The following is a 22,735-nucleotide window of genomic DNA, read 5'->3' as shown; positions in this document are numbered from 1 at the left end:
TCGCACTCTAGCCCATCATGCGGGGGCCGGTTCAACCCGCTTCCGAAGATGCACGTGACCAACTGTTGAAAAGCCGATGATCGTTCCTCATCGGCGTCGCTCACACTGTTGTGTGGAGAGGGCAAGAAGATGCGTGTCACCTCTCCAAAGAAGCCTGTCGCGAAGGGGCTCGTGCGGCTGTTTCAGCCGCACGCTAGAAGTCTATGCAGCGACCACCGATCTCCCAGTCGCCGTAACGTGTGGGATCGTCGTGCCTCGGCACTTTCGCGGATTCGTCGCGGCCCTGCGAAGCCCCGGAGGGGCGCGTACGCGAGTCCTTGTCGTCGATCGGCTGTCCCACATCCGCACTCGGGATCGGCGGGGTCGGCTCAGCGGGGGAGGGATCCTTGCGCATCGTCGTCATATGGACCTGAGCCCTTCTGGTGCCAAGACTTGAACGGCTTCCGGCGTCCCACAAGATGTGGGCCGTCGGCGGCATGCGCCGACTCCGTGGGGTTATCGCAGTGTTGAACCACGCCCGTACGTTCATGTTGCTCGCCGCCATGACCGCCCTGTTTCTCGGGATCGGATACCTCATCGGCGGTAGCGGCGGTATCGTGATCGCGTTCATGATTGCTGCCGCGATGAATGTCTTTGCCTACTGGAATTCGGATAAGGTCGTGCTCCGGATGTATGGAGCGCGAGAGGTCGACGCGCGGAGCGCGCCGGAACTGGTTGGCCTGGTGAGGCAACTCGCTCTGCGTGCGGGGCTCCCTATGCCACGCGTATACATCATGGATAACGACCAACCGAACGCCTTCGCAACGGGGCGGAATCCGCAGAACGCGGCGGTAGCAGCGACTACAGGCCTCTTGCGCAGCCTGACGCAGGAGGAGATCGCGGGGGTGATGGCGCATGAATTGGCCCATGTGCGGAACCGCGACACGCTGACGATGACTATCACTGCCACGATCGCCGGCGCGATCGGGATGTTGGCAAACTTCGCATTCTTCTTTGGTGCCGCTGGCGACAATCGGAACAATCCGCTCGGCATTGTCGGCGCGCTGCTCCTGATGATCGTCGGTCCGATGGCAGCAGCACTCGTCCAGTTCGCGATCAGCAGGACGCGCGAGTACGAGGCAGACAAATTGGGCGCGGAGATTTGCGGACAACCCCTTTGGCTGGCGAGTGCGCTCCAGCGACTGGAGCAGCTTGCCGGCCGCGTCGACAATCACGCAGCAGAGCGTAACCCTGCGACTGCTCACATGTTCATCGTGAATCCCCTTCACGGCGGGTCCATGGATAATCTCTTCTCGACGCATCCCGCCACAGCGAACCGCATCCGTCGTCTGAGAGAACTCGCTGGATCTGGAACAGTGGCCGGCAAGCGCGGCCCGTGGGGGTGACCTACTCTTCTTCTCGGGACGCGCCGATCTCCGGTGCGCTAAGTCGGGCGGTCGCCGTCGAACTGCTGCGGAGCGTCCTGCGCGATCGTCGGCCCTTGGATCATGCGCTCGAAGATCACCCTCTGCTCCCGTCTCTGGAGGGCCGCGACCGCTCACATGTGCGGATGATTGTGGCAACGACCCTTCGCAGGCTCGGGCAGATCGACCGGGCGATTGCTCGGCATCTACGCCGTCCATTGCCTGATCGCGCGAGCATCGTGCACGACGTGTTGCGGGTTGGATCCGCCGAACTCCTGTTTCTTAGAACGCCCCCTCATGCTGCTGTCGATACGGCGGTGTGGCTGACGGCACACCTTGGCTTCGCCGGGCACAAGGGCCTCGTGAATGCCGTTCTCAGGAGGCTTGCAGGCCATCACTCCGATGGGACTGAGGGACTGCCCGTAGGGATCAACACGCCGGGCTGGCTCTATGAATCATGGGTATCGGCATATGGCGAACACGCTGCGGAGGCTATCGCGGCAGCTCATCTCGATGAGGCGCCGCTGGATATCACACTAAAGCGCGACGATGACGCTCTCAGGTATGCGGAAGCGCTCGACGCGCAAACTCTCTCTACCGGGACGCTTCGGCGACGTGGCGGCGGCAGCATCCGGGATCTGCCCGGCTTCGAGGACGGTGACTGGTGGGTTCAGGACACGGCAGCGGCGTTGCCCGTTCGGCTCTTGGGAGACATAGCCGGCCGGCCCGTCATCGATCTTGCCGCGGCGCCTGGGGGGAAGACCGCCCAGCTTATCGCTGCAGGCGCAGTCGTCACTGCCGTGGACCGTTCGGCACCGCGGATGCTTCGGCTGCAGGGAAATCTCGATCGTCTTCGATTACGAGTAGCAGAGGCGGTTGTCGCGGATGCTGTGACTTGGCGTCCGGAGCAGATGGCGGAGCGAGTGATTGTTGATGTTCCCTGTTCTGCGACGGGGACAATCCGGCGTCACCCTGATCTGCCATACCTCAAATCAAGATCAGATGTCGCTCGGCTGGCGGAACTGCAACGGCGCATGCTGAGGGCTGCAGTCGATATGACGGTGCCGGGTGGAATTATCGTGTACGCATGCTGCTCGCTGCAGCCGGAGGAGGGGCGACAGCAGGTCGATGCCCTGATCGCTTCCGGCGCTCCAGTTGTCCACGATCCCGTCAATGCCGCAGACGTGCGCGATCATGCGGAGTTTATATCGCCGTGTGGGGATCTTCGTACGATGCCGTACCATTTAGGTACGCACGGCGGAATGGATGGCTTCTTCGCTTCGCGTCTGCGGCGTTTGCCCTGATAACCCGACCTGGTCGGCGGAAGCGAACCGGAGATTTACCTGTCGATATGCGCAGACCAAGCAACTTCGCTAAATGAGCGACTCGAGCGGCCACCGTAAACGGCGAAGCCGTTGACGCGCACGGGCTCCATCGTCTGCGGGTTCAGGTGGACATCGATAACTTTTGGCTGAGCCCACAAGGTGTCGTAATCGCGGGTGGCTGGGCGACTCACCTCCACCCGATCCTTCTGAACTGCGAGGCCGAGGTACGGTTTGGCTGTGAAGGGAACCCGCAGGTACGCGAGCGCGGCGAAGGAATCGCCCTCGTTTTCCTCCGCTTGCGCCGGCAAGGCTATCCCTCCTCCTAAGATAAGGAGCGCCGCGACAGCAATGCGTACCGACACCTGACTAATCCCCCGAAACACTGCGCCTGTATCTCGCAGTATCGCATCACGATATGACGAAAGCCTAAACCAAGCATGGGATTTGTGTCGAGTCCCGATCACCGGCCCGCCTCGCCTCGGGCCTCGGCTTCGAGAGAGCGTGTTGCCCCCTCGATACGCCCACTCAGTTCTGCCATGAAGGGGTCGCGGCGCATGCCGGGGGGAATCGATGGCAGAAACTCGATCACGATTCGACCAGGACGTTTCAGGACAGCGCGCCTTGGCCAGTAGAGACCCGAGTTCACCGCGACCGGCACCACTGGCCGCCCCAGCTGAAGATAAAGCGCGGCGACCCCCGGATGGTATACGCCGCTCTCGCCCGGGGCCGTCCTGGTGCCTTCCGGGAATATGACGATATGACGGCCAGTCGCCGCGACCTCCCGGGCGGCGCGAATCAGCGGTCTCAACGCGCGGCCACCAGCTGCCCGATCGACGGCGATGTGCCCCGCCTTCACAAAGCACCGACCGAGAAGCGGAATCAGGGTGAGTTCGCGCTTCAGGACGTATGCCGGATCGCCGAGTAGAATTGGAAACATGAACGTTTCCCACGACGACTGATGCTTGCTGGCGATGATCACGGGTTCGATGGGAGTAGATCCGCGCACCTCGTAGCGGATCCCTACTATCCGTCGGAGCAGGGAGAGTACGCCGCGGCACCAAAGCCTGCCGAGGGCGAGAGTGTATTGGCGAGGAAAACCCAGGAGGAGAACGCCCGCAACTGCAACTGCGGTTGTCCAGGAAATAAACCAGAAATAAAAGATGACGGATTTGATGTAATGCATGAATCAGAATTTTCCAGTCGGCAGAATCGCGGTTATGAAAAATGCAGCTATGTACTTTATGTATTCTTGTGCCAGAAGTTTTGTTGTGCCCGGCCATCGCCACCAGTTCTCCGAGCGGACTGTCGCTGGAAAGACGGGATGGAAGACGATGCTCATCGTGGGCATGGCGTGCTTGAACAGCAATTTGCTGCGGGGCATGTGGTAATGGGCGGTGACAAGGCGCAGCGATTGGAAGCCGTGTCTGTGCATCCAGTCAGCCGCCTCGTCCGCGTTCCCCAGCGTGTCGAGAGCCACGCGGCCAAGTGTTATGCAGCAGGCGATCCATGAAGCGGCGCTCGGGACCTGCATGGTCAGATCGCGAAGAGCGACCTCGTCGGGAACGCCGGAAATCAAGAGATGCTTGCCGAGGCCGCGTTCCAGCAGCTTGATTCCCGTCGCGACTCTGTCGCTTCCACCGGTCAGAACGACGATCGCGTCCGTGTGCCGGTCCGGATTTTCCACTTCACGTGGAAGGTTCGATACAAAGATGAGGAACCCTATGACGAGGCCACTGGCGCAAACCGCCGCCGCGATCAGAGGAAAGCGCAGGAACCTGATCGATTGTCTCACGGCATGCGTTTCAGTTGCACGAGAACGGTCAGTCGAGCGGTGAGCATGGCGACCACAGCAGTTACGATCGGCAGTGCGGCGAGCGCACCCCACTGTCCCAGCGAAAGACGAGGCACCGGTAAGATTGGTGTCGCGAGGTCGGCGGCGGCTTGATCGAGCGCAAGCAGTGCAACTGCGGCCATCAGGACCCCGATGAACCCGCCGCCAAGGCCAAATATGAGAGCGTGTCTCTGGAACTGGCGCGCGATGTAGCCATCCGTGGCGCCCATGAGATGAAGGAGCGCGATCACGGTTCTATGGATGGACATGCGCGTCAGGGTGACAAACAGCACCGTCACCACCCAGACAGCAGAGACGAGTCCAAGAACGACGATGCCCGTCGTCTCGAGGGCTCTTGCGTATCGCACGAGTCGCGCCAGCCAAACTTGGTGGTCGTCGATAACGGCACCAGGCGCAATGTCGGCGATCTTGGCACCCACCGCCGAAAGGTCAACCAACGCGCCCGTTCGCAGACGGACGTCAATCAGCCTCGGCATCGGCAGTTCACCGACCTCAGCCGTCTCTCCGAGCCATGGTGCCAAAAGGGCCGCCAAACGATCTTGCGTCAGCGCCTGGGCAGCCTCCACGCCTGGCGTCAACCTTAGGAACTTGACAAGCTCTGCCACCGCAGCATCCGTATGTGCCGACTCCTTCAGAGGCGGGACCTGTACCGTCACCGTGCCGGACAAATCCGCTTGCCAGCGGTGCAGCGATGATCCCAGCAGCATGACGGCTGCGAGAGCAAGCGCGGCGAGAAACACCATTAGCGCGACGATCCATGGGAGGAACCGGCTGGCCGCATCTCGCGGCATGGGAAGTGCGCGTGTCGGGCGAAGCGGCATCACCCGTGCTCATTCATTGAAGCGAGCTTGAGGACGCCATTTTCCAGATGCAGCTCCGGGTGGCCGAACGCCTGAACAAGCGCCCGGTTATGGGTCGCGATCAGCACAGTTGTTCCCATTTTATGAAGCTCATCGAAGAGGCGCATGAGCCGATAGGCGCTCGAATCGTCCACGCTGCCAGTGGGCTCGTCGGCAATGAGTAGATCTGGTTGTGCGATCACCGCACGCGCAATCGCCAGTCGTTGTTGCTGGCCTCCGGAAAGGGTCGAAGGCAGGGCTTGTAGGTGGTCGCCGAGGCCTACCCACGCCAGCAACTCGCGGACGTTCGCGCGGACTTGGTCCTCGCGTGTGCCAACGATCCGGAGCGGTAGGGCGACGTTATCGAAGGCAGACAAATGGGCGAGCAGCCGGAAGTCCTGGAAGACGACCCCAATCCGTCGCCGGACATCGGGCAGGCGCCGCCGCGGCTCCGTTCCGATATCTACGCCGAACAGCCTTACGGCGCCCGCGGTCGGATGCATGGTCAGGTACAGCAAGCCAAGGAGCGACGATTTGCCTGCGCCACTGCTCCCAGTGAGAAAGTGGAAACTGCCGCGGGTCAGGACGAGGTCCGTGCCGCGCAGGATCTCGGGACCATTGCCGTATCGGAGCCTGACGCCGGACAGGTCGACGACCGGCACATCGGCCGTCCTCGCTTTGCTCTTGCCTGGTCCGAAGAATCCTCGCACCACTTACTCGACGCCCTCTAGCGATCCGTATAGCTTGCCGAGGCTAACCGGAGCGAAGGGTTCGTGCCGGTGAGCCGCCGCGAAACTAACCCGCATCGCCATGATAATCACCTGTCCTAGCTGCTCCACCCGATTCCAGATCGGAGACAGCGCCCTCGGCCCGGCGGGTCGGCGCGTGCGATGCGCCAAGTGCGGCGAGAACTGGTGGCAGGATCCGGTTTCCGAAGCGGCCGAAGAGCAAGCTTCGATGACGGAAACCGTCGATGTGCCGGCGATCCCGGAGCAGCCGGCCGAAGATTCGGGGCGCGAGCAACGGGTCGAATGGCCCGAGATACGGTCGGATCCACCCTTCTGGCAGATGTCGGATCGTGGGGTGTCGGCGGGATGGCTCCTCTTGGGGATGTTTATCGCGTCGATCGGCGTTGGGGGGTGGTTGGGGCATCGCCAAGTTGTCGATACGTGGCCAAAGAGCGAACGCCTGTACGCCGCCTTGGGCTTCCCGTCGTCGGCGCCACAACCGGCCTTCGATATGCGTGAAACCCGGGTCTCCTGGGAAGAGGCCGGCAAGTTGCTGCTGGTCGAAGGTCGACTAACGAACATCTCCCCCGGGAGCCTGTCCTTTCCGGAAGTCCGGTTGGTTCTAAGGGATTCGGCGGGCTCTGACCTCGCGGCGATTCCCATGCGTCCAGATGGCGGATTCCCCCGCCCGGAGAGGGTCGGATCTGGCGAAGGCGTGAAGATTAGCGGCGAACTCGTCGGCGTGCCGGCTGAGGCTGTAGAGGCTGCGATCTTTGTCGGTCCGATTGAGCCCGACCATCGGGATCCCGGTTAACGGCGCATTAACTAAGGGCCGGCAACAATGGCGACATTCTACCGGTAACGTCGCGGTACGTGTAAACGCTCCGCCGGTCGCAGCATGGCTGCGGGAGATCCTGAGATGGCGAATATCATCATCGCTGAGGACGAGGCGGGGGTGCGCGAGTTTGTGTCGCGTGCGCTCGCCATGGACGGGCATGCCGTCACCGTGGCTGAGGACGGCCTCGAAGCGCTCGATCGGCTTGGCCAGGATCGCTACGATCTGTTGCTTACCGATATCGTCATGCCCGGTCTCGACGGGATTGCGCTGGCGCTGAAGGCCGGCTCCGAATGGCCAGACATGCGCATTCTCCTGATGTCGGGCTATGCCGCCGAACGGCAGCGGGCGCATAATCTCGATGCGCTGGTGCACCGCGTCATCTCGAAGCCGTTCAGCCTCGCCGACATCCGCAAGGCTGTTCAGGAAACGTTGCGGAAGCAAGACGCCAACGGAGCAAGCAGGCGGCCGGGACTCTGCGCCTCGCACTGAGCGATCTAGGGCAACGGCGCGGTCGCGGTTGCGAGCCAAGTTTGATCGGCTTCGTCGAGAGCCCCCATTACCGACTTCTGCACCCTTGCATGGTAGGCGTCGATCCAATCCCGTTCGGCGACCGTCAGAAGGCCGGTATCGATCAATGCGCGGTCGATGGGAGCAAGCGTAAGCGTCTCGAATGAGAGCATCTGCCGCTCTGCTCCAGCGAGCGCTTCGCAGGAGGTCACGAGCAACAGGTTCTCCGTTCTGATACCCCAAGCGCCGGCTCGGTAGTAGCCCGGTTCGTTCGACACGATCATCCCGGGGTCGAGAGCCACAGTGTTCGGTGCCTTCGAAATGCGCTGTGGACCTTCATGGACCCCCAGGTAGCTGCCGATGCCGTGGCCGGTTCCGTGGTCAAAGTCCATGCCGGCCTGCCAAAGGTGCAGCCGCGCCAAGGCATCGAGCTGAGACCCAGACGTGCCCTGCGGGAAGCGCGCGGTTGCAAGGGCGATGTGGCCCTTGAGCACGCGAGTAAAGGCCTCGCGCTGCTCGGCGGAGGGAGTGCCGATTGCCACGGTCCGGGTAATATCGGTGGTACCATCCAGGAATTGTGCTCCCGAGTCGACGAGATAGAGGTCGCCGTTCTGGAGGAGGCGATTCGTCTCTGGTGTCGATCGGTAGTGGACGATCGCGCCGTTGGGTCCGGAGCCGGAGATCGTCGGAAAGCTGACATCCCGGAACAAAGGGATCTCGGCGCGGTAGGCGAGGAGCGTCTCCTCTGCCTGCATCTCGGTCACGTTGCCGGCGGCCATTCGAGCCAGCCAGGCGAGGAAGCGGCATATTGCAACCGAATCGCGCTGGTGAGCAGCGCGCGCTCCTCGAATCTCTATCGCGTTCTTGCGCGCCTTCGGGAGTGCACAGGGGTCCTGACCTCGCAGGAGTGTGGCGCCCGCACTTGTCAGCGATTCCATGATTGCCTGAGCTGTGACGGCCGGATCAACCAAAACCCTGGACGAGGCCTCACCTAGGGCGTGAAGTGCGAGGTCAAATCTATCGGGCGGGCACACCGAGACGCCATTGCTCAAATGCGACAGCGTATCGGCACAAACCTTACGCCGGTCGATAAACAATTCTACGCTGCCATCGTCGCGGATGACCGCAAACGAAAGGGCCAGCGGCGTGTGCGGAACGTCGCCGCCCCGGATGTTGAGAAGCCAGGCAATAGAGTCGGGCGCTGAGAGCACTGCAGCGTGACAGCCCTGCTCGCGCAACCTCCCGCCGATGTCGGCACGCTTCTCGGACGCGGTACGCCCAGCATATTCGAGCGCATGCGGTACGACGGGCGCCAGCGGAGGCGGTGGTCGATTCGTCCAGACGGCGTCTAACGGGTTGTCTATGCATGGCTGCAGCGTTCCGCCAGCCCTGTCACAGGCAGTTCCTAGTCGAGCTACTTCCGCTTCGGTGTGAAGCCAAGGATCGAAGCCGATGATAGCCCCCTTGAGCAACTCGGCGGCGAGCCAGTCATGGGGAGGGCTGTCGGTAATGTGGTGCGGTTCGAACAGGGCAACCGGTACTTGGCTGGAGACCTGGAGTGTGTAGCGTCCGTCGACAAATATCGCCGCCTTGTCCCGGAGCACGATGGCCACTCCGGCGGAGCCTGTGAAACCTGTCAGCCACAACAGGCGTTGGGCATTCAACGGCACGTACTCGCTCTGATGCTGATCCGCCCGAGGAACGATGAACCCATCGAGTCCGCGGCGGTCCAGTTCCGCCCGAAGCGACGACAAGCGCGCCTCTACGGCGTGTGGGTCGCGAACCGTTGGCATCGTCGCGGCCACCTCGCGCTTCAACGAGCGAAGCGCTGCCGTCACTTCCGGCGTGGGCTCCGGCGCGATGAGCGATATCCAGCAGTGGTCATCGCCGGCCGTGCCTGTCTCCGGACTTGCGGCGAGGCCCGCGATCATCTCGAGGGCGGCTGCGACGTCGTAGGCTGAACCCGCCTCCCGCAGTAGCGTCGCTAGCCTTGAATGGCGTGCCGACGCGGCTTGGGCGTGTAACGCCATCGCGACCTCCTTTTACCGATGGCCACCAAGCTAGCGGCGGCTTCTTGGTATCCGCAAGGTGGTGACAGCTCAACCCTGGATCCGCTGCGTTATATCGAGATGGCCAATTCCGACCTGACGTGCGTGTGCGGCGGGGTTCGGCCTCGCTTCCCGAAGCTGCGTCGAAAGCACTGGAGTCGTCTGGCCGGATCCCAGTCAAGGACAGAATGCTCGTGCACCCGCGGTCGTGCCTCATGGCGCAACCCCCTCGGCCACTCTCTCAAGCGCTTGTGAACTCCAGCAGTACACCGCGTGCCGAGGACGGCAGAACCCGAAGTCCCTCGTCGACCCGCTCGAATGGAACGCCGTTCCGCGCAAGAAGGTCTGCCGTAGTTTGCGTGGACGTCACCGCGAGGGTGAGCGCGTACCAGACCGGCAGCTCGATATCCATCGGGGCAGATGCACCGGGATGGGCAACTGAGAAGGCATCGAAGGTTGTCAGCCGGATCACGCCGTTGCCCGTATTGATTCGGTGGCCGTAGGCGGTCTCGCCTACGGCAGGCGCTCCGAAGATACGGCCCAACTCGGCAGCGGTGACCGCAGGGTCACGGACCAGGGCCGTTATTCCGACGAAAGCGCATGCACCATTGGGGTGCGCTACCCAGTCCGGCGTCCGCATGAGTTCTGGGGTCTTATGGCCGCATAAGAACATCCCGAGGTCCGCAGTATCCGACTTGGGCAGCATGAGGTTCCGAAAGCGGACAACACCCTTTGGCTCATCCGAGGGCCGTGAGAGGTCAAACGGGCCCTGCGGATGCAAGCCGGCAGCTTCGAGATCTGCGCGAGCCGCGTCTGCGTCCGAAGTGCCCAATGCCAGTCGCTGCAGCCCTTCGCCGCGCGTCAGTAGCGCAGCGCCTAGGCCGTTTGCATCCTCCATCTCGGGCCGCAGAATCCCGAGAAGCTCCAGATAGGTATCTGGAAACATGATGCAGTAGTTGGACGTCGCCTTGCCGACATGGTCGCCGCGCGGCGCCGTGACGAACCCAAGGCGCATCCAATCAGCCCTGGCGCCCTCCAGGTCGTGGACGCCGATGATGACATGGTCAAGGCCTCTGATGGGTCTCGTCACAATCGTATTCCCTATCCATCAGCCGCTACCGTCGATGTAGAAGCCTATCAGATCTCGCGCCTCCGGTGAGTCCCACTCTGCCGCACCCTCCAGGCGCCCGACTTCGCGCCCGGCCGCGTCGATCAGCACCGTCGTCGGCAGGCCGCGCGGCGAGAAGGCTCGGGTGGCGACGGAGTCAGGATCCAGAAATGGCCTGAGGTTGGCGATGCGAAGTTCCTTCAGAAATGGTGGAACTTTCTCGGCGCCGTTCCTGTCGGAGGAGAGGGCTACGACCTGGAAATCGCGACCGCCCAGGGACGCCTGGAGGCGGTCCAGATCAGGCAATTCCTTGACACAGGGGGCGCACCACGTGGCCCAGAGGTTCAGCAGGACGACCTTGCCCTTGAAGTCGCGGAGGCTCAACTGGGCGCCATCGGCATCGGTGAAGTTTACGTTGGGCGCCGCTGTCGCCTCTGCCGCCAGAGAGAATCCACTTACGGCGCCGTCGAGCGGCGGCGTGCCGGAAGGTCCGCTTGCGGTACGTGAAAATACCAGCACAATCGCCGCGACTGCAGCCACGCCGACCGTGCTGCAGATTCCGAGTAGCTTACGCATTGCTGAAGGGCCCGAGGATGAGTACGGAGGACGGCGCCGCCAATGTCATGTGGGGTGGGCGTTTCGCGCAAGGGCCCGCGGACATCATGGCCGCGATCAATGTGTCGATCGACGTGGACCGACGCCTCTACGAGCAGGACATCGCGGGCTCGCTCGCGCACTGCTCCATGTTGGTCGAATGCGGCGTCATTCCAGCGGAAGACGGTGCTGCGATCAGCGACGGGTTGACGCGTGTGCGCGAAGAGTTGCGGGCCGGCCAGTTCTCGTTCCGGCGGGAGCTCGAAGACATACACATGAACATCGAGGCGCGGCTTGCTGAATTGGTTGGGCCGGCGGCGGGTCGGCTGCACACGGCGCGGTCCCGCAACGATCAGGTCGCGACGGATTTCAGGCTCTGGGTGCGGGACGAAATCGACGCCATCGACAGTGCGCTACGGGCCCTGCAGGCAGCATTGCTGGACCAGGTGGAGCGTCACGCCGATACCGTCATGCCTGGCTTCACGCATTTGCAGAACGCGCAGCCGGTGACGTTTGGGCACCATCTCCTCGCCTATGTCGAGATGCTGGGTCGCGACCGCGGTCGGTTTGTCGACTGTCGGCGACGTCTCAACGAGTGTCCTCTTGGCGCGGCTGCTCTGGCTGGCACGTCGTTTCCGATCGACCGCCACATGACGGCGGCGACGCTCGGCTTCGACCGCCCGATGGCGAATTCTATCGATGCCGTATCGGCCCGGGATTTCGCCGTGGAGTTCCTCGCAGCTGGCGCCATTTGCGCGATGCACCTCTCCCGCCTGGCCGAGGAGATCGTCATCTGGTGTACCGACAGATTCGGCTTCGTCAGCCTGTCGGATGCCTTCACTACCGGCAGTTCCATCATGCCTCAGAAGCGCAATCCGGATGCCGCCGAACTCGTACGAGCCAAAAGTGGTCGTCTGCTGGGCGCAATGACGGGGCTCCTCGTGGTGATGAAAGGGCTGCCTTTGGCATATGCCAAGGATATGCAGGAAGATAAGGAGCCGACATTCATCGCGGCCGACGCGTTGATGCTCGCGATTGCAGCGACGACCGGGATGGTTGCGGACCTTCAGGCTCGGCCCGATCGTATGCGAGCCGCGGCGAACGAGGGCTTCATCACTGCGACCGATTTGGCGGATTGGCTTGTGCGCACTCTCGGTCTGCCATTTCGCCGAGCGCATCACGTGACGGGCACGATTGTGAAGATGGCCGAGGATCGCGGTTGCGCCCTGGATGCCCTCTCTCTGGAGGACATGCGCAAGGTCGAGCCTGCAATCACCTCTGCGGTCTTTGAGGTCCTGGGGATCGACCAGTCGGTCGCCTCGCGCACGAGCTTCGGCGGTACCTCACCGGAGCGGATTAGAGAAGCCCTCGTTGCTGCGCGGGAGCGCTTCCTATGAAGCGCGGCGGTCGGACGGTGCTTGCAATGGCGATCCTGATTGTGACCGCGGTCTCGGTCGGGGCTTGTGGAAAGCGCGGTGAGCTCGAACTACCGGAAGGTCGTGAGTCCGAATACCCCAGAACGTATCCGGCCCGATGAGCCACATCGATTACATAGACGGCATCCTGTCGATCGACGGCGTCCCGCTCACCAGCATCGCTGCGGCCGTCGGTACGCCGGTCTATTGCTATTCGTCGGCTACGCTCGCCGATGGCTATAGAGCTTATGCCGACGCGTTTGCTCGCAATGGGCTGCCAAACGCACTGGTCTGCTACGCCCTGAAGGCCAACGGGAACCTGGCCGTGGTGCGGAGTTTGGCCGCTCTCGGGGCCGGCGCGGACGTGGTTTCGGAAGGTGAACTCCGGCGTGCGCTGGCAGCGGGCGTGCCAGCGGACCGGATCATCTTCTCCGGCGTCGGCAAAACCCCTGCCGAAATGGCCTTCGCACTCGATCGTGGCATCATGCAGCTCAACGTCGAGTCGGTGGAGGAACTAGCGACCCTCAATGAAGTCGCGATCGGAATGGACCGGCGGGCTCCAGTGGCGCTCAGGGTCAATCCCGACGTTGCCGCCGATACACACGACAAGATCTCGACGGGGCGGAAGCACGATAAGTTCGGGATCGACTGGAACGCCGCGCCGGCGATCTATCAGCAGGCCGCTGCGATGCCGGGTATCGAGGTTGTTGGTATCGCCGTTCACATTGGTTCGCAGATCACGAGTTTATCGCCCTACCGGGCCGCCTTCGCGCGGGTCGTCGAAATGGCCCGTTCGTTGCGCGAAGATGGTGTAGCGATCCGGCGGATCGACTTTGGCGGCGGATTGGGGATCACCTACCGCGACGAGGCGCCGCCTAGGGTGGCGGATTATGTGGGTGTCATAGCCGAGGCCGTTCGCGACCTACAGTGCGAAGTGGTCGTCGAGCCGGGTCGACGAATTGCCGGACCGGCTGGTGTTCTTCTTGCGCGCGTCGTCAGAGTTAAGCGTACCGTCGACCGAACTTTCATCGTGCTGGATGCCGCCATGAACGATCTCGTTCGACCCGCGATGTATGATGCGTGGCATCCGATTGTTCCGGTGGTGGCCCCTGAACCGGATTCTCCGAGGGAGACGGTCGACGTGGTGGGACCGATATGCGAGTCGACCGACATGTTCGCCGCACAGCGAGAGCTTCCGAGATTGCGCGAGGGAGACTTGGTCGCGTTCGGGGCAGCAGGCGCCTATGGCGCGGCAATGTCGTCGGAATACAACAGCCGGCTTCTCGTTCCGGAAGTTTTGGCGTGTGAAGCGATCTGGTCCGTTGTCCGCCGCCGCCCAACTTTCGACGATATGCTCTCTCAGGATGCTATCCCGGACTGGGTGAGAGCACCTTTCAACGGGTAGGAAAGTGACGGCAGGAGGGCTCGGATGAGCGACGGCAGCCCGCCCGGCGACCGGACCGATCCGGCGAACCAGTCGCATCCCCGGCTGAGCCGTAAACTTCGGTCGGCGTGGTGGGCGCTGGTGTGCGAGAGAGCTTGGTCCGCGGTTTGGCCCCTCCCGCTCGTGGTTGGCATTTTCGCTGCTTTTGCCCTTTTCGATGTTCCGCAGTTTCTGGATGGCTGGTGGCATGCCGGCATCCTCGCGCTGTTCGGAGTTGCAGTATCGGTTTTTGCCGTCATCTCGGTCAGGCGGTTCCGCTGGCCGCAGCAGTCTGAGGCAGAGCGGCGTCTCGAGCGCGCGAGCGGCTTTCGTCACCGTCCGCTCTCGGCCCTTTCCGATCGCCCAGCTGCAACCGATGCGGAGGCGCTCGCCCTCTGGGGCGTCCACCAGCGACGTTTGGCGGCGACTATGCGCGGCCTCAGGGTGGGTTTGCCTCGTAGCGAGTGGCCGAAGTTGGACCGCTGGGCTTTGCGAGCGGCAATCCTGCTGATTGTCGTCGCGGGATTCGGGATTGCCGGGGATCGTTCCGCCGAGCGCCTCTCGCGTGCCTTTGTGCCGGTATTCCAAGTTTCGCCTGCCATCCCGACCACGGTCGACCTTTGGATCGAGCCCCCCGGTTACACGGGACAGCCCCCCCTTTTCGCCCGTTCGGACACGCCGCTGCTGAGATTTCCGACGGGCAGCAAGCTGCTCGCTCGCGTCGGGGGAGGCGATGACGTTCCGCGGCTCCTTATCGATGAGGAGCAGGAGCTTTTCGAGAGTGCGGGTGAGTTCTCGTTCGCCATTGAGCGGGAGATCGCGCGTGGCGAAAAGCTGACGGTCGTTCAGGACGGCGAACTGCTGGCTTCATGGAAGGTCGAGATCCTTCCGGATCACCCGCCTACGGCGGTGCTCGTTCGCCCTCCGGCCGTGACGCAGCGTCAGGCTCTGCGCCTCGACTATCGGGCAGAAGACGACTACGGCCTCGCGCAGCTCGTGGTGGAGTTGAGGCTGGCAGGCGATCCGGGCGAACCCCGGGACGAGTCGGTGCTGAGGCTCGCGCTTCCTGCCCCCGGGCTTCGCGCGAAGGAGGTTACCGGCAGCACCTACAACGACCTCACCGCCCACGCATGGGCGGGCCGTGACGTGAATGCCCGGGTGCTTGCGGTCGATGGTGCAGGGCAGCAGGGCCAGAGCGAGCCCGCCCTCGTGCGGCTGCCGGAACGTCTCTTCACCCACCCGGTCGCCCGCCTGATCATCGAGACCCGGAAGCGGCTCGCGGACAGCCGTGAAGCCCGGAGTGACGTGGCCAGGCGCTTGGATGCGATCGCCCGCATGGGAGAGCTGTTCGACGACGACACCGTGGTCCACTTAGGTCTCGCGTCGGCAAAGTGGCGCCTGCGTCTCGATCAAGACCCGCAAGCGATCGATTCGGTGCGCGATCTTCTGTGGGATACCGCACTCCGCCTGGAGGACGGCGACCTGACGATGGCCGAACGCGAGTTGCGCGACGCCCAGCAGGCGCTGATGGAAGCTTTGCAGCGAGACGCACCGCAGGAGGAGATCGACCGCGCGCTCCAGCGCCTCTGGGCCGCCATCCAGAAGTTCATGGACAGCATGATGGCGCAGGCCAACGACCAGCCGCCCCTGACGCCCGAGCAGATGCAGCAGCTCCAGTCGGTCGAGGCGCAGGATCTTCGGGAGATGCTTGAGAGGATGAGGGACCTTTCGCAGTCCGGTGCCAAGGATGCGGCGATGCAGATGCTGTCGCAGCTGCAGAACATGCTCGAGAACATGCGCGCGGCACGTGCCATGGGGCAGAACGGCGAAACCGCGCAGCAGATGATGCAGATGATGCGCGAGCTTCAGGAGATGGCCCGCCAGCAGCGCGGGCTGCTGGACCAGACGTTCCGCGACGCCCAGCAGGGGCAGCAGGGGCCGGGGCAGCCAATGCCGGGGCAGCAGGGCATACAGCCAGGCGACCAGGGCGGCGGTCTCCCGGGGCAGCAGGAGCAGCTGCGCCGGATGCTCGGCGACCTGATGCGCCGGCTCGGCGAGCAGTCGGGCCAGATCCCCAACGCGCTCGGCCGGGCGGAGCGCGCCATGCGCGATGCCGTCGGCGACCTGGAAAGCGGCCAGCCCGGGCAGGCGGTCGGACCGCAGTCGGAAGCGCTCGACCAGTTGCAGCAGGCCGGGCGCTCGATGATGGAGGACATGGCCCGCCAACTCGGCCTCGGCGAGCCCGGCCGCGAACAGGCGGGCGAGACGGATCCGCGCTTCGACCCGCTGGGGCGGCCGCCCGGCGGGCGCGGCCTCGATGCGCGCGACGTCGTCATCCCCGACGAGGCCGAGATGCAGCGCGCGCGCGACATCCGCGACGAGCTGTACCGCCGCTCGGGCGACCGCGCGCGGCCGCGGTACGAGCGCGACTATATCGACCGGCTGCTGGAGCGCTTCTGAAGCCGGCCAGTCCGGGTCGGGTCGCTACACCAGCGCCGTCTCGGCGGCGTTGGTCTCGACGCCGGGCCATGGCAGCAGCAGCACACAGCGGACGCCCTCCGGCCTGAAGGCGATGTGTGCCTCGCCGTCGAGCTCGTAGGGTATACCGCCCTCGATCAGCCGCGTGCCGAAGCCGCGCCGGGTGGGCACGCTCACGACCGGGCCCCCGCTCTCGGTCCAGGAGAGGCGCAGGCGCTCGCCGTCCGCCTCGCGTTCGATCGCCCACTCCACCGCCACCTTGCCCGTCGGCACCGACAGGGCGCCGTACTTGGCGGCATTGGTCGCCAGTTCGTGCAGCGCCATCGTCAGGGCCAGCGCCTGCTTGGGCTGTAGGCTGACCGTCGGGCCGTTCAGGCGCCATGGGTTGCCGGCCGAGCGGCCGAAGGGGGCGAGCGTCCGCTCGACGGCGCTGCGCAGGTCCGCCCCCTCCCAGTTGGTGCGGATGAGCAGTTCGTGCGCCTGGGCGAGGGCGGCGAGCCGGCCGGCGAAGGCCTTGCGGAACGTCGCCGGCGAGTCCTCGTCGCCGAACGTCTGGCTCGCGATCGACCGGACGGTCGCCAGCGTGTTCTTGACCCGGTGGTTGAGCTCCGCCATCAGCAGCGACTTCTGCCGCTCGGTGCGCTTGCGCTCGGTGATGTCCTCCAGGACCGCGATGTAGTGCGCCGGGCGGACGGTGCCGTTGGAGGAGGGGGCAACCGACGCCAGCGCCCAATAGGACTCGCCCGTCTTGCGGCGGCCGGCGAACTCGCCGCGCCAGGTGCGCCCCTCTATGCTGGCCCGCAGCGTCCGCATGAAGGCGGCGATGCTCGTCCCCGGGCCGCGGAGACGGCGGCAGCTGCGGCCGACGAGTTCGGCCGCCGCGTAGCCGGTCAGGGCGACGCTGGCCGGGTTCGCATATTCGATGCGCCCCTTCGCATCGAAGATCAGCACGGCGCTGGCGCTGCGCTCGACCGCGTGGGACAGCTTGCCGAGTTCGGCGACCATGTCGTCGATCGCCGTGGCGACCTCGGCCAGCTCGGGCACGCTGTTCTGGTCCGAGAAGGAGCCGGCCCGGCTGTTGCGGCGCCGGATCTCGCCGGCGACCGAGCTGAAGCGCTGCAGGTTGCGCCACACCCGCACGAACACCGTGATGACCACGGCCGCCAGGACCAGGTAGATCGCGCCGGCGATGCGCACCTCCGGCGTCTGCCAGTAGGGCCGGCCGATCGAGCTGCTGACCAGGGCGCCGCCGGTGTGCGAGACCACCACCGCCCAGCAGCCCGCCTGGGTGCGGATCGGGATGATCGCGCTGACCATCTCCGCCGTGCCGTCGTCGCCGCGGTGCCGCACGGCGGTCGGCGTGTCGAGGGCGCAGGTCCCGGCGAGGCGGCCGAGGATGCCCCGCCGTTCGAGCTCGTCGCGCTCCTGGCGCAGCACGGCCGCCGGAAGCGGCGGGTGGGCCGCGATGTAGAAGAAGCTCGAGGCCGGCGCCGCCGCCGGGCTGAGCATCACCTTGACCGAGCGGCCCTCGGCGCCGAAGGCGGCGAGCGCGTCGGCCAGGTCCGGGCTGGGCGCGTTCGGCCCGGACAAATGCGGCTGCAGGCCCAGGCTGATCAGCCGGCCCTCCTCCTGGGCGCTGCGGATCAGCAGGGCGTTCTTCGTCTGGTCGGCCTCGCGGAAGACGTCGTAGAGGATCGCCGGCACGGCCAGGAAGACGACCAGCAGTGCCACCAGCTTGGTCGCCAGCGAGAAGGTCAGGCGGCGCGGCGCCGGGCGGCGGGTGCGCACCGCGAGCGGCGGCGCCGGGGCGAAGCGCGGCGCCACCATCACGGCGGCGCTGGCGAGCGTGTCGCGCGCGCGGCTCACGAGGCGGCTCCGCTGCGCGCCGCGAGCAGGGCCGCGTCGCAGCGCGCCTCGGCCGCCGCGTCGCCCCGCGGCGCCGCCTCGACCGACAGGACGCGGAAGTCGAGCGTCTGCACCTGCGGGAAGAAGCCGAGGCGCAGGCTGCACTCGCCGGCGCGGTAGGTCCAGATGCGGGCCGGCGCCTTCTCCTCGACGGCGGCGGGCCGGCCGAGCAGCGCCTCGGCCTCGGTTTCCGACAGGCCCTTCAGGCGGACCGCGAGCGGCTGCGGCGGGGGGAGGGCCATCGCGGCGGCTGCAGCCGCGGCGGCCGCCGCGTCTCCGGCCGGCTTCGGCACCGGCGCCTTGGCGCGCGGCTTGGGCGGCTGCGGCCGGGCCGGGGCCGGGACGGGGATCGGCGGCGTCGGGGCGGCCGGGGCCGTCGCGGGCGGTTCGGGGACGGCTGGGCCTTCGGCGACGCCCTCGGTTCCGGCGCAGCCCGCACCGAGCAGCATCGCGGCTACGACGACCGCGAGACGACCCCGACGCGAACGGCACGTGAACGGCTCTGCCGACACCGACATTGCGCTCCCGAATGAGATGACGAAGGTAAAGGGAACCTATCCCGGCGTCGTTAACAAATTGACAATGGCCGTGGGGGCCTCGGCGACGCCCGGCCGGTGTCGCGGTGCCGGTGTCGAGCGTCCGGGTGTGCGGGGGTTCCCATTCCTTCCCTTTCGTTCCTTTTCGTTCCCGTGGGCCGGACTCGCGCGGATAGGGTTTCATGGGTTTTTATGGAGGTGGTGCCGGAACCGGCAGCCGGCTCGAAGGCTTCGCGCGGGAGCCGAAACGCTGGGGCCGGCGTCGGCCGGATAGGTTTTCATGGTGTTTCATGGTGTTTTATTGGGGGCGCTCGGGCGGCCCCGTGCGCGCCAGGACGATCCGCGGGCGCGGCGTCCGCGGCGGGGGCTGGTCTTCACGATTGTCCAACAGCGCCGGCCGCCGGGCGGCCGCCCGCCAGTGTAGGCATAAAAACCCTGTGCCGTCATCCGCGGCGAGCGGTCGCGGCGCGGCACGGCCGATTGACGGCCCGCGGGGAGCGTCGGACGATGCGCCGGGTGTTGCTGGCGGCGGCGCCGGCTATGGTGCCGATGCCGCACCGCGCGTGGTGGGGGCGACCGTCGGCAGGGAGCCGGGACATGGCGGGTACGGGTGAAACGGGCCAGGGCGAAACGAGCCTGAGCGAAGCGAGTGTCGTCGTGCGCAACCCGGCCTTCGTGCATGTGGAGGTGGACGGCGAGGTGGTGGCGATGCACCCGGAGACCGGGGCCTGCTTCGGGCTCGACAGGGTGGGGGTGCGGATCTGGTCGCTGATCGCGGCGCCGGTGCGGGTGGACGCCGTCTGCGACGGCCTGGTCGCGGCGTATCGGATCGACCGCGAGACCTGCACCGCGCAGGTGCTCGACCTGTTCGCGGACATGCTGGCGGAAGGACTGATCGAATGCCGCCCGCCTGCGGGCGATGCCTGACGGCCCGCGCGCGACGGCCCGCGCGTCGGCCGGCGCCCGATGATGGTGCCCGAGAGCGGCGCCGATGCCGACGCCGATGCTCTCGTGGTCGGCCGCAAGGCTTTCGCCATCCTGACGGCCCTGCTGGCGGCGCCGCCGCAGGACAATCCCGCCCTGGCGCGGCTGATGGGCGGCGGCGGGCGCAATGGGGGGCGCGATGGCGATGGCCCGGCGCCGGTGCCGCTGACCCCCGCTACGCTTCCGGTGGCGGCCGCGGCGCGGTTCGACTGCGGCGTCGACCTGCTGAACGAGGGGCTGCGGAAGGACGCCGCGGGACGGCGGCCGCCGGCACACGGGCTGCCGCGGTGCGCCTTCGTCCTGATGGCCGGGGATCGCCCGGCCGGCTATTTCAGCCTGCGCGGCCGGATGATCCGCTGCGCCGCCTCCGCGGGCGTCGGCACGGCCGGCGCCGCGACGAGAGCGGGCGACGTCCCGATCGTCGCGCTCTCCCGGCTGGCCGTCGACCGTCGCGACCAGGGCAGTGGGCTGGGCGCCGTCCTGCTGCGCGAGGCCCTGCTGTGCGCCCTCGGCCTGTCCGAAGGTGGCGGGCAGCACCATGCGCCGGGGTCCGGCTTCGCCGCCCGCGCGGTGTTCGTCCATGCGCTCGAAGCGGCGGTGCGGCCCTTCTACCTCCGGCACGGCCTGCGTCCGGCGCCCGCCATCCTGGATCCGCTCGGCGTGCTCGTGACGACGACGGAGGCGAGGACGGCGGTGGAGGTGTCGACCCGGCGCACCGGCGGTTGATCCGGATGGCGTTGGCGTGATACGGCCGGCCTCCGGCCGGTTGCGAGATATTGGGCTAGGCCGCTTGTGAGGTATTGGACCTTGTGGGGTATTGGACTATGCGACGGATAGACGGTTCCGGGGATGTCGTGACGGCGCTCGAGGAGGATGCGCGGCTGGAATGGACGCGGCCCGTCCTCCACCGCGAGGACCCCAGGGATGCGGAATCCGGGTTCGTGCCGATCACCGACGGGTTCAAGAAGTCCTAGCGGCGGCAGTTCGCCGACCGGCGGAACCTTCCGGCCGGCCCGCCTCTCGGCGGCCGGCCTTCGGCCGTGCTTCGCCGTCCCGTGCGAGGCGACCTGGGACCTGGAGCCGGCGGCCGTGGCGGCGGCGCTGACCCGCCTGACCCGCGCCTACAATCCCGAAGCGGACTATCCGCCGTTTCCCGACGACGCTTTCTACGGCCCGCGCCTGCGCCAGCTCGTGGTGCTGCGGCTGCGCATCCTGCGCGCGCAGGCGAAGTTCAAGGTCGGCCCGCCCGGCGCCGACGAAGGACCGGGCCGCCGGAACCTCGCGGCCGAACTGCACCGGCGCGCCGGCGACGGCGACGCGCGGGCGGCGGCGTGGATCGAGCATTACGATCGGCTGCGCGAGGCCGCCGCTACGACTTAGGCCAACGGCTGTGGCCAATGGCTGTGAACGTCGTCGATGACGAAGCTGTGGGCATGCCGGAAGCCGGGGCCGTGCGCGTACGGGTCGCGCAGATGCGGATGATCGGGCGGCAGGTCGTCATGCGCGTGTTCGAGGATCTCGGGATCGTCCGCAGGCCACAAGCCGGGGGCGAGCGCCAGGCCGAGGGCGGTCAGGATGCCCAGCGCCAGGAACGCCGCACCCATGCCGAACGCCGCACCCAGCCACCCGGCGAGCGGATAGGTCAGCAGCCAGCAGGCGTGCGACAGCGCGAACTGGGCGGCGAACAGGGTCGGCCGGTCCGTCTGATGCGACGACCGGCGCAACAGGCGCCCCGACGGCGTCTGCACGGCCGAATAGCCGAAACCCAGGCCGAACCAGGCGGCCAGCAGCACGCCCCACGGGACCGCGCCGTTCACCGACGCCGCACCCATGCCCAGCATCCCGGCCGCCAGCACGCCGGCGCCCGCCAGCATGACCCCGCGATCGGGCAGACGGTCCAGAACGCGCGGCAGAGCGAGGGCCGCCAGCATCGACCCGCCGCCGAAGGCCGCGAGCGCCACCGCCACGTGCGACGCGGACAGGCCGAGCGTCGCCTGGACGTAGACGACGGTATTGACGATGACCATCGCCCCGGCGGCGGCGACCGACAGGTTGAGCGCCAGCAGCCCGCGCAGGCGCGGCGTCGCCAGATAGATGCGGATGCCGCGTGTGGTGCGGTCATAGATGCCGCGCCGCTCAGCCGCCGGCGGCTGCGGGATCGCGGTCGACAGGACCAGCACGGCCGAAGCGGCGAAACCGACGGCCGTGCCGCCGAACAGCCAGTGGAAGCTGACGATGCCGAGCAGGCCCGCCGCCAGAACCGGGCTGAGCAGGCTCTCCAGGTCGTAGGCGAGGCGGGAGAGCGACAGCGCCTTGGTGTAGTCCTTCTCCTCCGGGAGCACGTCCGGAATGGTCGCCTGGAACGTCGGCGTGAAGGCGGCGGAGGCCGATTGCAGCACGAAGATCAGCACATAGACCTGCCAGACCTGATCGACGAACGGCAGCGCCAGTGCGATGCACAGCCGCACCGCGTCCATCGTCACCAGGAAGGCGCGGCGCGGCAGCCGGTCGGAGAAGGCGTTGGCGATGGGAGCCACGCCGACATAGGCGATCATCTTGATCGCCAGGGCGGTCCCCAGCACGGCACCCGCATCGGCTCCGGCCAGTTCATAGGCCAGCAGGCCGAGCGCCACGGTCGCAAGCCCGGTCCCGACGAGGGCGATCACCTGGGCGGCGAAGAGGTGGCGATAGGTCCGGTTCCGAAGCGGTGAGAGCATGCGCCATGCTATCACGGCGGTGGAGAGGATCATCG

23 protein-coding genes and 1 pseudogene are annotated in these 22,735 nt (G+C 66.1%); 12 read left to right on the top strand and 12 right to left on the bottom strand.

The features are described from left to right. Nucleotides 1-193: 193 nt before the first annotated feature. A complete protein-coding gene (locus tag ABIE65_RS18885; RefSeq protein WP_354080075.1) occupies nucleotides 194-394 on the bottom strand; it encodes a DUF1674 domain-containing protein in 201 nt (66 codons plus the stop codon). Between the two features lie 112 nt (nucleotides 395-506). Here ABIE65_RS18885 and htpX point away from each other — a divergent pair, with 112 nt between their 5' ends. Continuing rightward, nucleotides 507-1,385: a zinc metalloprotease HtpX gene (gene htpX, locus ABIE65_RS18880; RefSeq protein WP_502918550.1), complete on the top strand. Its 879-nt coding sequence runs from the start codon at nucleotides 507-509 to the stop codon at nucleotides 1,383-1,385. Next, nucleotides 1,376-2,707: an RsmB/NOP family class I SAM-dependent RNA methyltransferase gene (locus ABIE65_RS18875; protein ID WP_354079878.1), complete on the top strand. Its 1,332-nt coding sequence runs from the start codon at nucleotides 1,376-1,378 to the stop codon at nucleotides 2,705-2,707. The genes htpX and ABIE65_RS18875 overlap by 10 nt, the downstream gene beginning before the upstream one ends. A gap of 35 nt (nucleotides 2,708-2,742) precedes the next feature. On the opposite strand, the gene ABIE65_RS18870 is transcribed toward ABIE65_RS18875, so the two are convergent. The 5 genes from ABIE65_RS18870 to ABIE65_RS18850 form a co-directional block, all read right to left on the bottom strand. Then, nucleotides 2,743-3,036 carry a hypothetical protein gene (locus ABIE65_RS18870; protein ID WP_354079876.1) on the bottom strand — a complete coding sequence of 98 codons (294 nt, stop codon included), beginning with the start codon at nucleotides 3,034-3,036 and terminating at the stop codon, nucleotides 2,743-2,745. Between the two features lie 152 nt (nucleotides 3,037-3,188). Further along, on the bottom strand, nucleotides 3,189-3,911 hold the full coding sequence (locus ABIE65_RS18865; RefSeq protein WP_354079875.1) for a lysophospholipid acyltransferase family protein: 723 nt from the start codon (nucleotides 3,909-3,911) through the stop codon (nucleotides 3,189-3,191). A 3-nt stretch (nucleotides 3,912-3,914) separates the two neighbouring features. After that, nucleotides 3,915-4,520, bottom strand: a complete 606-nt coding sequence (locus tag ABIE65_RS18860) for a YdcF family protein (RefSeq protein WP_354079873.1) — start codon at nucleotides 4,518-4,520, stop codon at nucleotides 3,915-3,917. Further along, the gene (locus ABIE65_RS18855) at nucleotides 4,517-5,323 is read right to left on the bottom strand and encodes a cell division protein FtsX (protein ID WP_354079872.1); all 807 of its coding nucleotides are present in this window, start codon (nucleotides 5,321-5,323) and stop codon (nucleotides 4,517-4,519) included. Before ABIE65_RS18855 ends, ABIE65_RS18860 begins: the two co-directional genes overlap by 4 nt. 77 nt (nucleotides 5,324-5,400) lie before the next feature. Beyond that, nucleotides 5,401-6,081, bottom strand: a complete 681-nt coding sequence (locus ABIE65_RS18850; RefSeq protein WP_354079870.1) for a cell division ATP-binding protein FtsE — start codon at nucleotides 6,079-6,081, stop codon at nucleotides 5,401-5,403. Between the two features lie 148 nt (nucleotides 6,082-6,229). On the opposite strand from ABIE65_RS18850, the pseudogene ABIE65_RS18845 reads away from it, so the two are divergent. The 3 genes and pseudogenes from ABIE65_RS18845 to ABIE65_RS18835 all read left to right on the top strand — a co-directional run. Next, nucleotides 6,230-6,322 (top strand): annotated as a pseudogene (locus ABIE65_RS18845) (MJ0042-type zinc finger domain-containing protein); the annotation flags it as partial. A 54-nt stretch (nucleotides 6,323-6,376) separates the two neighbouring features. Next, on the top strand, nucleotides 6,377-6,961 hold the full coding sequence (locus ABIE65_RS18840; RefSeq protein ID WP_354080083.1) for a hypothetical protein: 585 nt from the start codon (nucleotides 6,377-6,379) through the stop codon (nucleotides 6,959-6,961). A gap of 105 nt (nucleotides 6,962-7,066) precedes the next feature. Continuing rightward, a complete protein-coding gene (locus tag ABIE65_RS18835; RefSeq protein WP_354079868.1) occupies nucleotides 7,067-7,474 on the top strand; it encodes a response regulator in 408 nt (135 codons plus the stop codon). A gap of 5 nt (nucleotides 7,475-7,479) precedes the next feature. Here the strand turns inward: ABIE65_RS18835 and ABIE65_RS18830 are convergent, their stop codons facing one another. From ABIE65_RS18830 to ABIE65_RS18820, 3 genes are all read right to left on the bottom strand, one after another. Further along, a complete protein-coding gene (locus ABIE65_RS18830) occupies nucleotides 7,480-9,522 on the bottom strand; it encodes an aminopeptidase P family protein (protein WP_354079867.1) in 2,043 nt (680 codons plus the stop codon). Between the two features lie 259 nt (nucleotides 9,523-9,781). Further along, nucleotides 9,782-10,630, bottom strand: coding sequence for a VOC family protein (locus ABIE65_RS18825; protein ID WP_354079865.1), 849 nt, complete (start codon nucleotides 10,628-10,630; stop codon nucleotides 9,782-9,784). A gap of 18 nt (nucleotides 10,631-10,648) precedes the next feature. After that, complete coding sequence (locus ABIE65_RS18820; protein ID WP_354079864.1) at nucleotides 10,649-11,188, bottom strand: TlpA family protein disulfide reductase; 540 nt, start codon at nucleotides 11,186-11,188, stop codon at nucleotides 10,649-10,651. 53 nt (nucleotides 11,189-11,241) lie between these two features. Here ABIE65_RS18820 and argH point away from each other — a divergent pair, with 53 nt between their 5' ends. The 3 genes from argH to ABIE65_RS18805 all read left to right on the top strand — a co-directional run bounded on the left by argH (nucleotide 11,242) and on the right by ABIE65_RS18805 (nucleotide 16,540). Beyond that, the gene (gene argH, locus ABIE65_RS18815) at nucleotides 11,242-12,639 is read left to right on the top strand and encodes an argininosuccinate lyase (RefSeq protein WP_354079863.1); all 1,398 of its coding nucleotides are present in this window, start codon (nucleotides 11,242-11,244) and stop codon (nucleotides 12,637-12,639) included. 136 nt (nucleotides 12,640-12,775) lie between these two features. Next, nucleotides 12,776-14,062 carry a diaminopimelate decarboxylase gene (gene lysA, locus ABIE65_RS18810; RefSeq protein ID WP_354079862.1) on the top strand — a complete coding sequence of 429 codons (1,287 nt, stop codon included), beginning with the start codon at nucleotides 12,776-12,778 and terminating at the stop codon, nucleotides 14,060-14,062. Between the two features lie 24 nt (nucleotides 14,063-14,086). Continuing rightward, nucleotides 14,087-16,540 carry a TIGR02302 family protein gene (locus ABIE65_RS18805; protein ID WP_354079860.1) on the top strand — a complete coding sequence of 818 codons (2,454 nt, stop codon included), beginning with the start codon at nucleotides 14,087-14,089 and terminating at the stop codon, nucleotides 16,538-16,540. Nucleotides 16,541-16,564: 24 nt separating this feature from the next. Here the strand turns inward: ABIE65_RS18805 and ABIE65_RS18800 are convergent, their stop codons facing one another. Together ABIE65_RS18800 and ABIE65_RS18795 are read right to left on the bottom strand one after the other, a co-directional pair. Then, on the bottom strand, nucleotides 16,565-18,424 hold the full coding sequence (locus ABIE65_RS18800; protein WP_354079858.1) for an HWE histidine kinase domain-containing protein: 1,860 nt from the start codon (nucleotides 18,422-18,424) through the stop codon (nucleotides 16,565-16,567). Beyond that, entirely contained in the window at nucleotides 18,421-18,912 is a 492-nt protein-coding gene (locus ABIE65_RS18795; protein WP_354079857.1) for a hypothetical protein, read from the bottom strand. The genes ABIE65_RS18800 and ABIE65_RS18795 overlap by 4 nt, the downstream gene beginning before the upstream one ends. Nucleotides 18,913-19,596: 684 nt before the next feature. On the opposite strand from ABIE65_RS18795, the gene ABIE65_RS18790 reads away from it, so the two are divergent. The 4 genes from ABIE65_RS18790 to ABIE65_RS18775 all read left to right on the top strand — a co-directional run bounded on the left by ABIE65_RS18790 (nucleotide 19,597) and on the right by ABIE65_RS18775 (nucleotide 21,363). Next, complete coding sequence (locus ABIE65_RS18790) at nucleotides 19,597-19,926, top strand: PqqD family peptide modification chaperone (protein ID WP_354079855.1); 330 nt, start codon at nucleotides 19,597-19,599, stop codon at nucleotides 19,924-19,926. A 39-nt stretch (nucleotides 19,927-19,965) separates the two neighbouring features. Further along, complete coding sequence (locus tag ABIE65_RS18785) at nucleotides 19,966-20,709, top strand: GNAT family protein (protein ID WP_354079853.1); 744 nt, start codon at nucleotides 19,966-19,968, stop codon at nucleotides 20,707-20,709. A 98-nt stretch (nucleotides 20,710-20,807) separates the two neighbouring features. Continuing rightward, nucleotides 20,808-20,957: a hypothetical protein gene (locus ABIE65_RS18780; RefSeq protein ID WP_354079851.1), complete on the top strand. Its 150-nt coding sequence runs from the start codon at nucleotides 20,808-20,810 to the stop codon at nucleotides 20,955-20,957. Between the two features lie 115 nt (nucleotides 20,958-21,072). Continuing rightward, on the top strand, nucleotides 21,073-21,363 hold the full coding sequence (locus ABIE65_RS18775) for a hypothetical protein (RefSeq protein ID WP_354079849.1): 291 nt from the start codon (nucleotides 21,073-21,075) through the stop codon (nucleotides 21,361-21,363). Here ABIE65_RS18775 and ABIE65_RS18770 read toward each other — a convergent pair. Beyond that, on the bottom strand, nucleotides 21,360-22,700 hold the full coding sequence (locus ABIE65_RS18770; RefSeq protein WP_354079847.1) for an MFS transporter: 1,341 nt from the start codon (nucleotides 22,698-22,700) through the stop codon (nucleotides 21,360-21,362). The genes ABIE65_RS18775 and ABIE65_RS18770 overlap by 4 nt on opposite strands. Nucleotides 22,701-22,735: the final 35 nt, after the last annotated feature.

The sequence above is a fragment of the Constrictibacter sp. MBR-5 genome (assembly GCF_040549485.1).
Classification (GTDB): Bacteria; Pseudomonadota; Alphaproteobacteria; order JAJUGE01; family JAJUGE01; genus Constrictibacter.
This window is presented reverse-complemented; position numbering and strand designations above follow the sequence as displayed.

Coding starts and splice junctions, on each gene's coding strand:
- argH (WP_354079863.1), top strand. CDS start 11,242: ATGAGTACGGAGGACGGCGCCGCCAATGTCATGTGGGGTGGGCGTTTC.
- ABIE65_RS18780 (WP_354079851.1), top strand. CDS start 20,808: ATGCGACGGATAGACGGTTCCGGGGATGTCGTGACGGCGCTCGAGGAG.
- ABIE65_RS18840 (WP_354080083.1), top strand. CDS start 6,377: ATGACGGAAACCGTCGATGTGCCGGCGATCCCGGAGCAGCCGGCCGAA.
- lysA (WP_354079862.1), top strand. CDS start 12,776: ATGAGCCACATCGATTACATAGACGGCATCCTGTCGATCGACGGCGTC.
- ABIE65_RS18770 (WP_354079847.1), bottom strand. CDS start 22,700: ATGCTCTCACCGCTTCGGAACCGGACCTATCGCCACCTCTTCGCCGCC.
- ABIE65_RS18830 (WP_354079867.1), bottom strand. CDS start 9,522: ATGGCGTTACACGCCCAAGCCGCGTCGGCACGCCATTCAAGGCTAGCG.
- ABIE65_RS18805 (WP_354079860.1), top strand. CDS start 14,087: ATGAGCGACGGCAGCCCGCCCGGCGACCGGACCGATCCGGCGAACCAG.
- ABIE65_RS18865 (WP_354079875.1), bottom strand. CDS start 3,911: ATGCATTACATCAAATCCGTCATCTTTTATTTCTGGTTTATTTCCTGG.
- ABIE65_RS18790 (WP_354079855.1), top strand. CDS start 19,597: ATGGCGGGTACGGGTGAAACGGGCCAGGGCGAAACGAGCCTGAGCGAA.
- ABIE65_RS18785 (WP_354079853.1), top strand. CDS start 19,966: ATGATGGTGCCCGAGAGCGGCGCCGATGCCGACGCCGATGCTCTCGTG.
- ABIE65_RS18795 (WP_354079857.1), bottom strand. CDS start 18,912: ATGCTGCTCGGTGCGGGCTGCGCCGGAACCGAGGGCGTCGCCGAAGGC.
- ABIE65_RS18855 (WP_354079872.1), bottom strand. CDS start 5,323: ATGGTGTTTCTCGCCGCGCTTGCTCTCGCAGCCGTCATGCTGCTGGGA.
- ABIE65_RS18885 (WP_354080075.1), bottom strand. CDS start 394: ATGCGCAAGGATCCCTCCCCCGCTGAGCCGACCCCGCCGATCCCGAGT.
- ABIE65_RS18835 (WP_354079868.1), top strand. CDS start 7,067: ATGGCGAATATCATCATCGCTGAGGACGAGGCGGGGGTGCGCGAGTTT.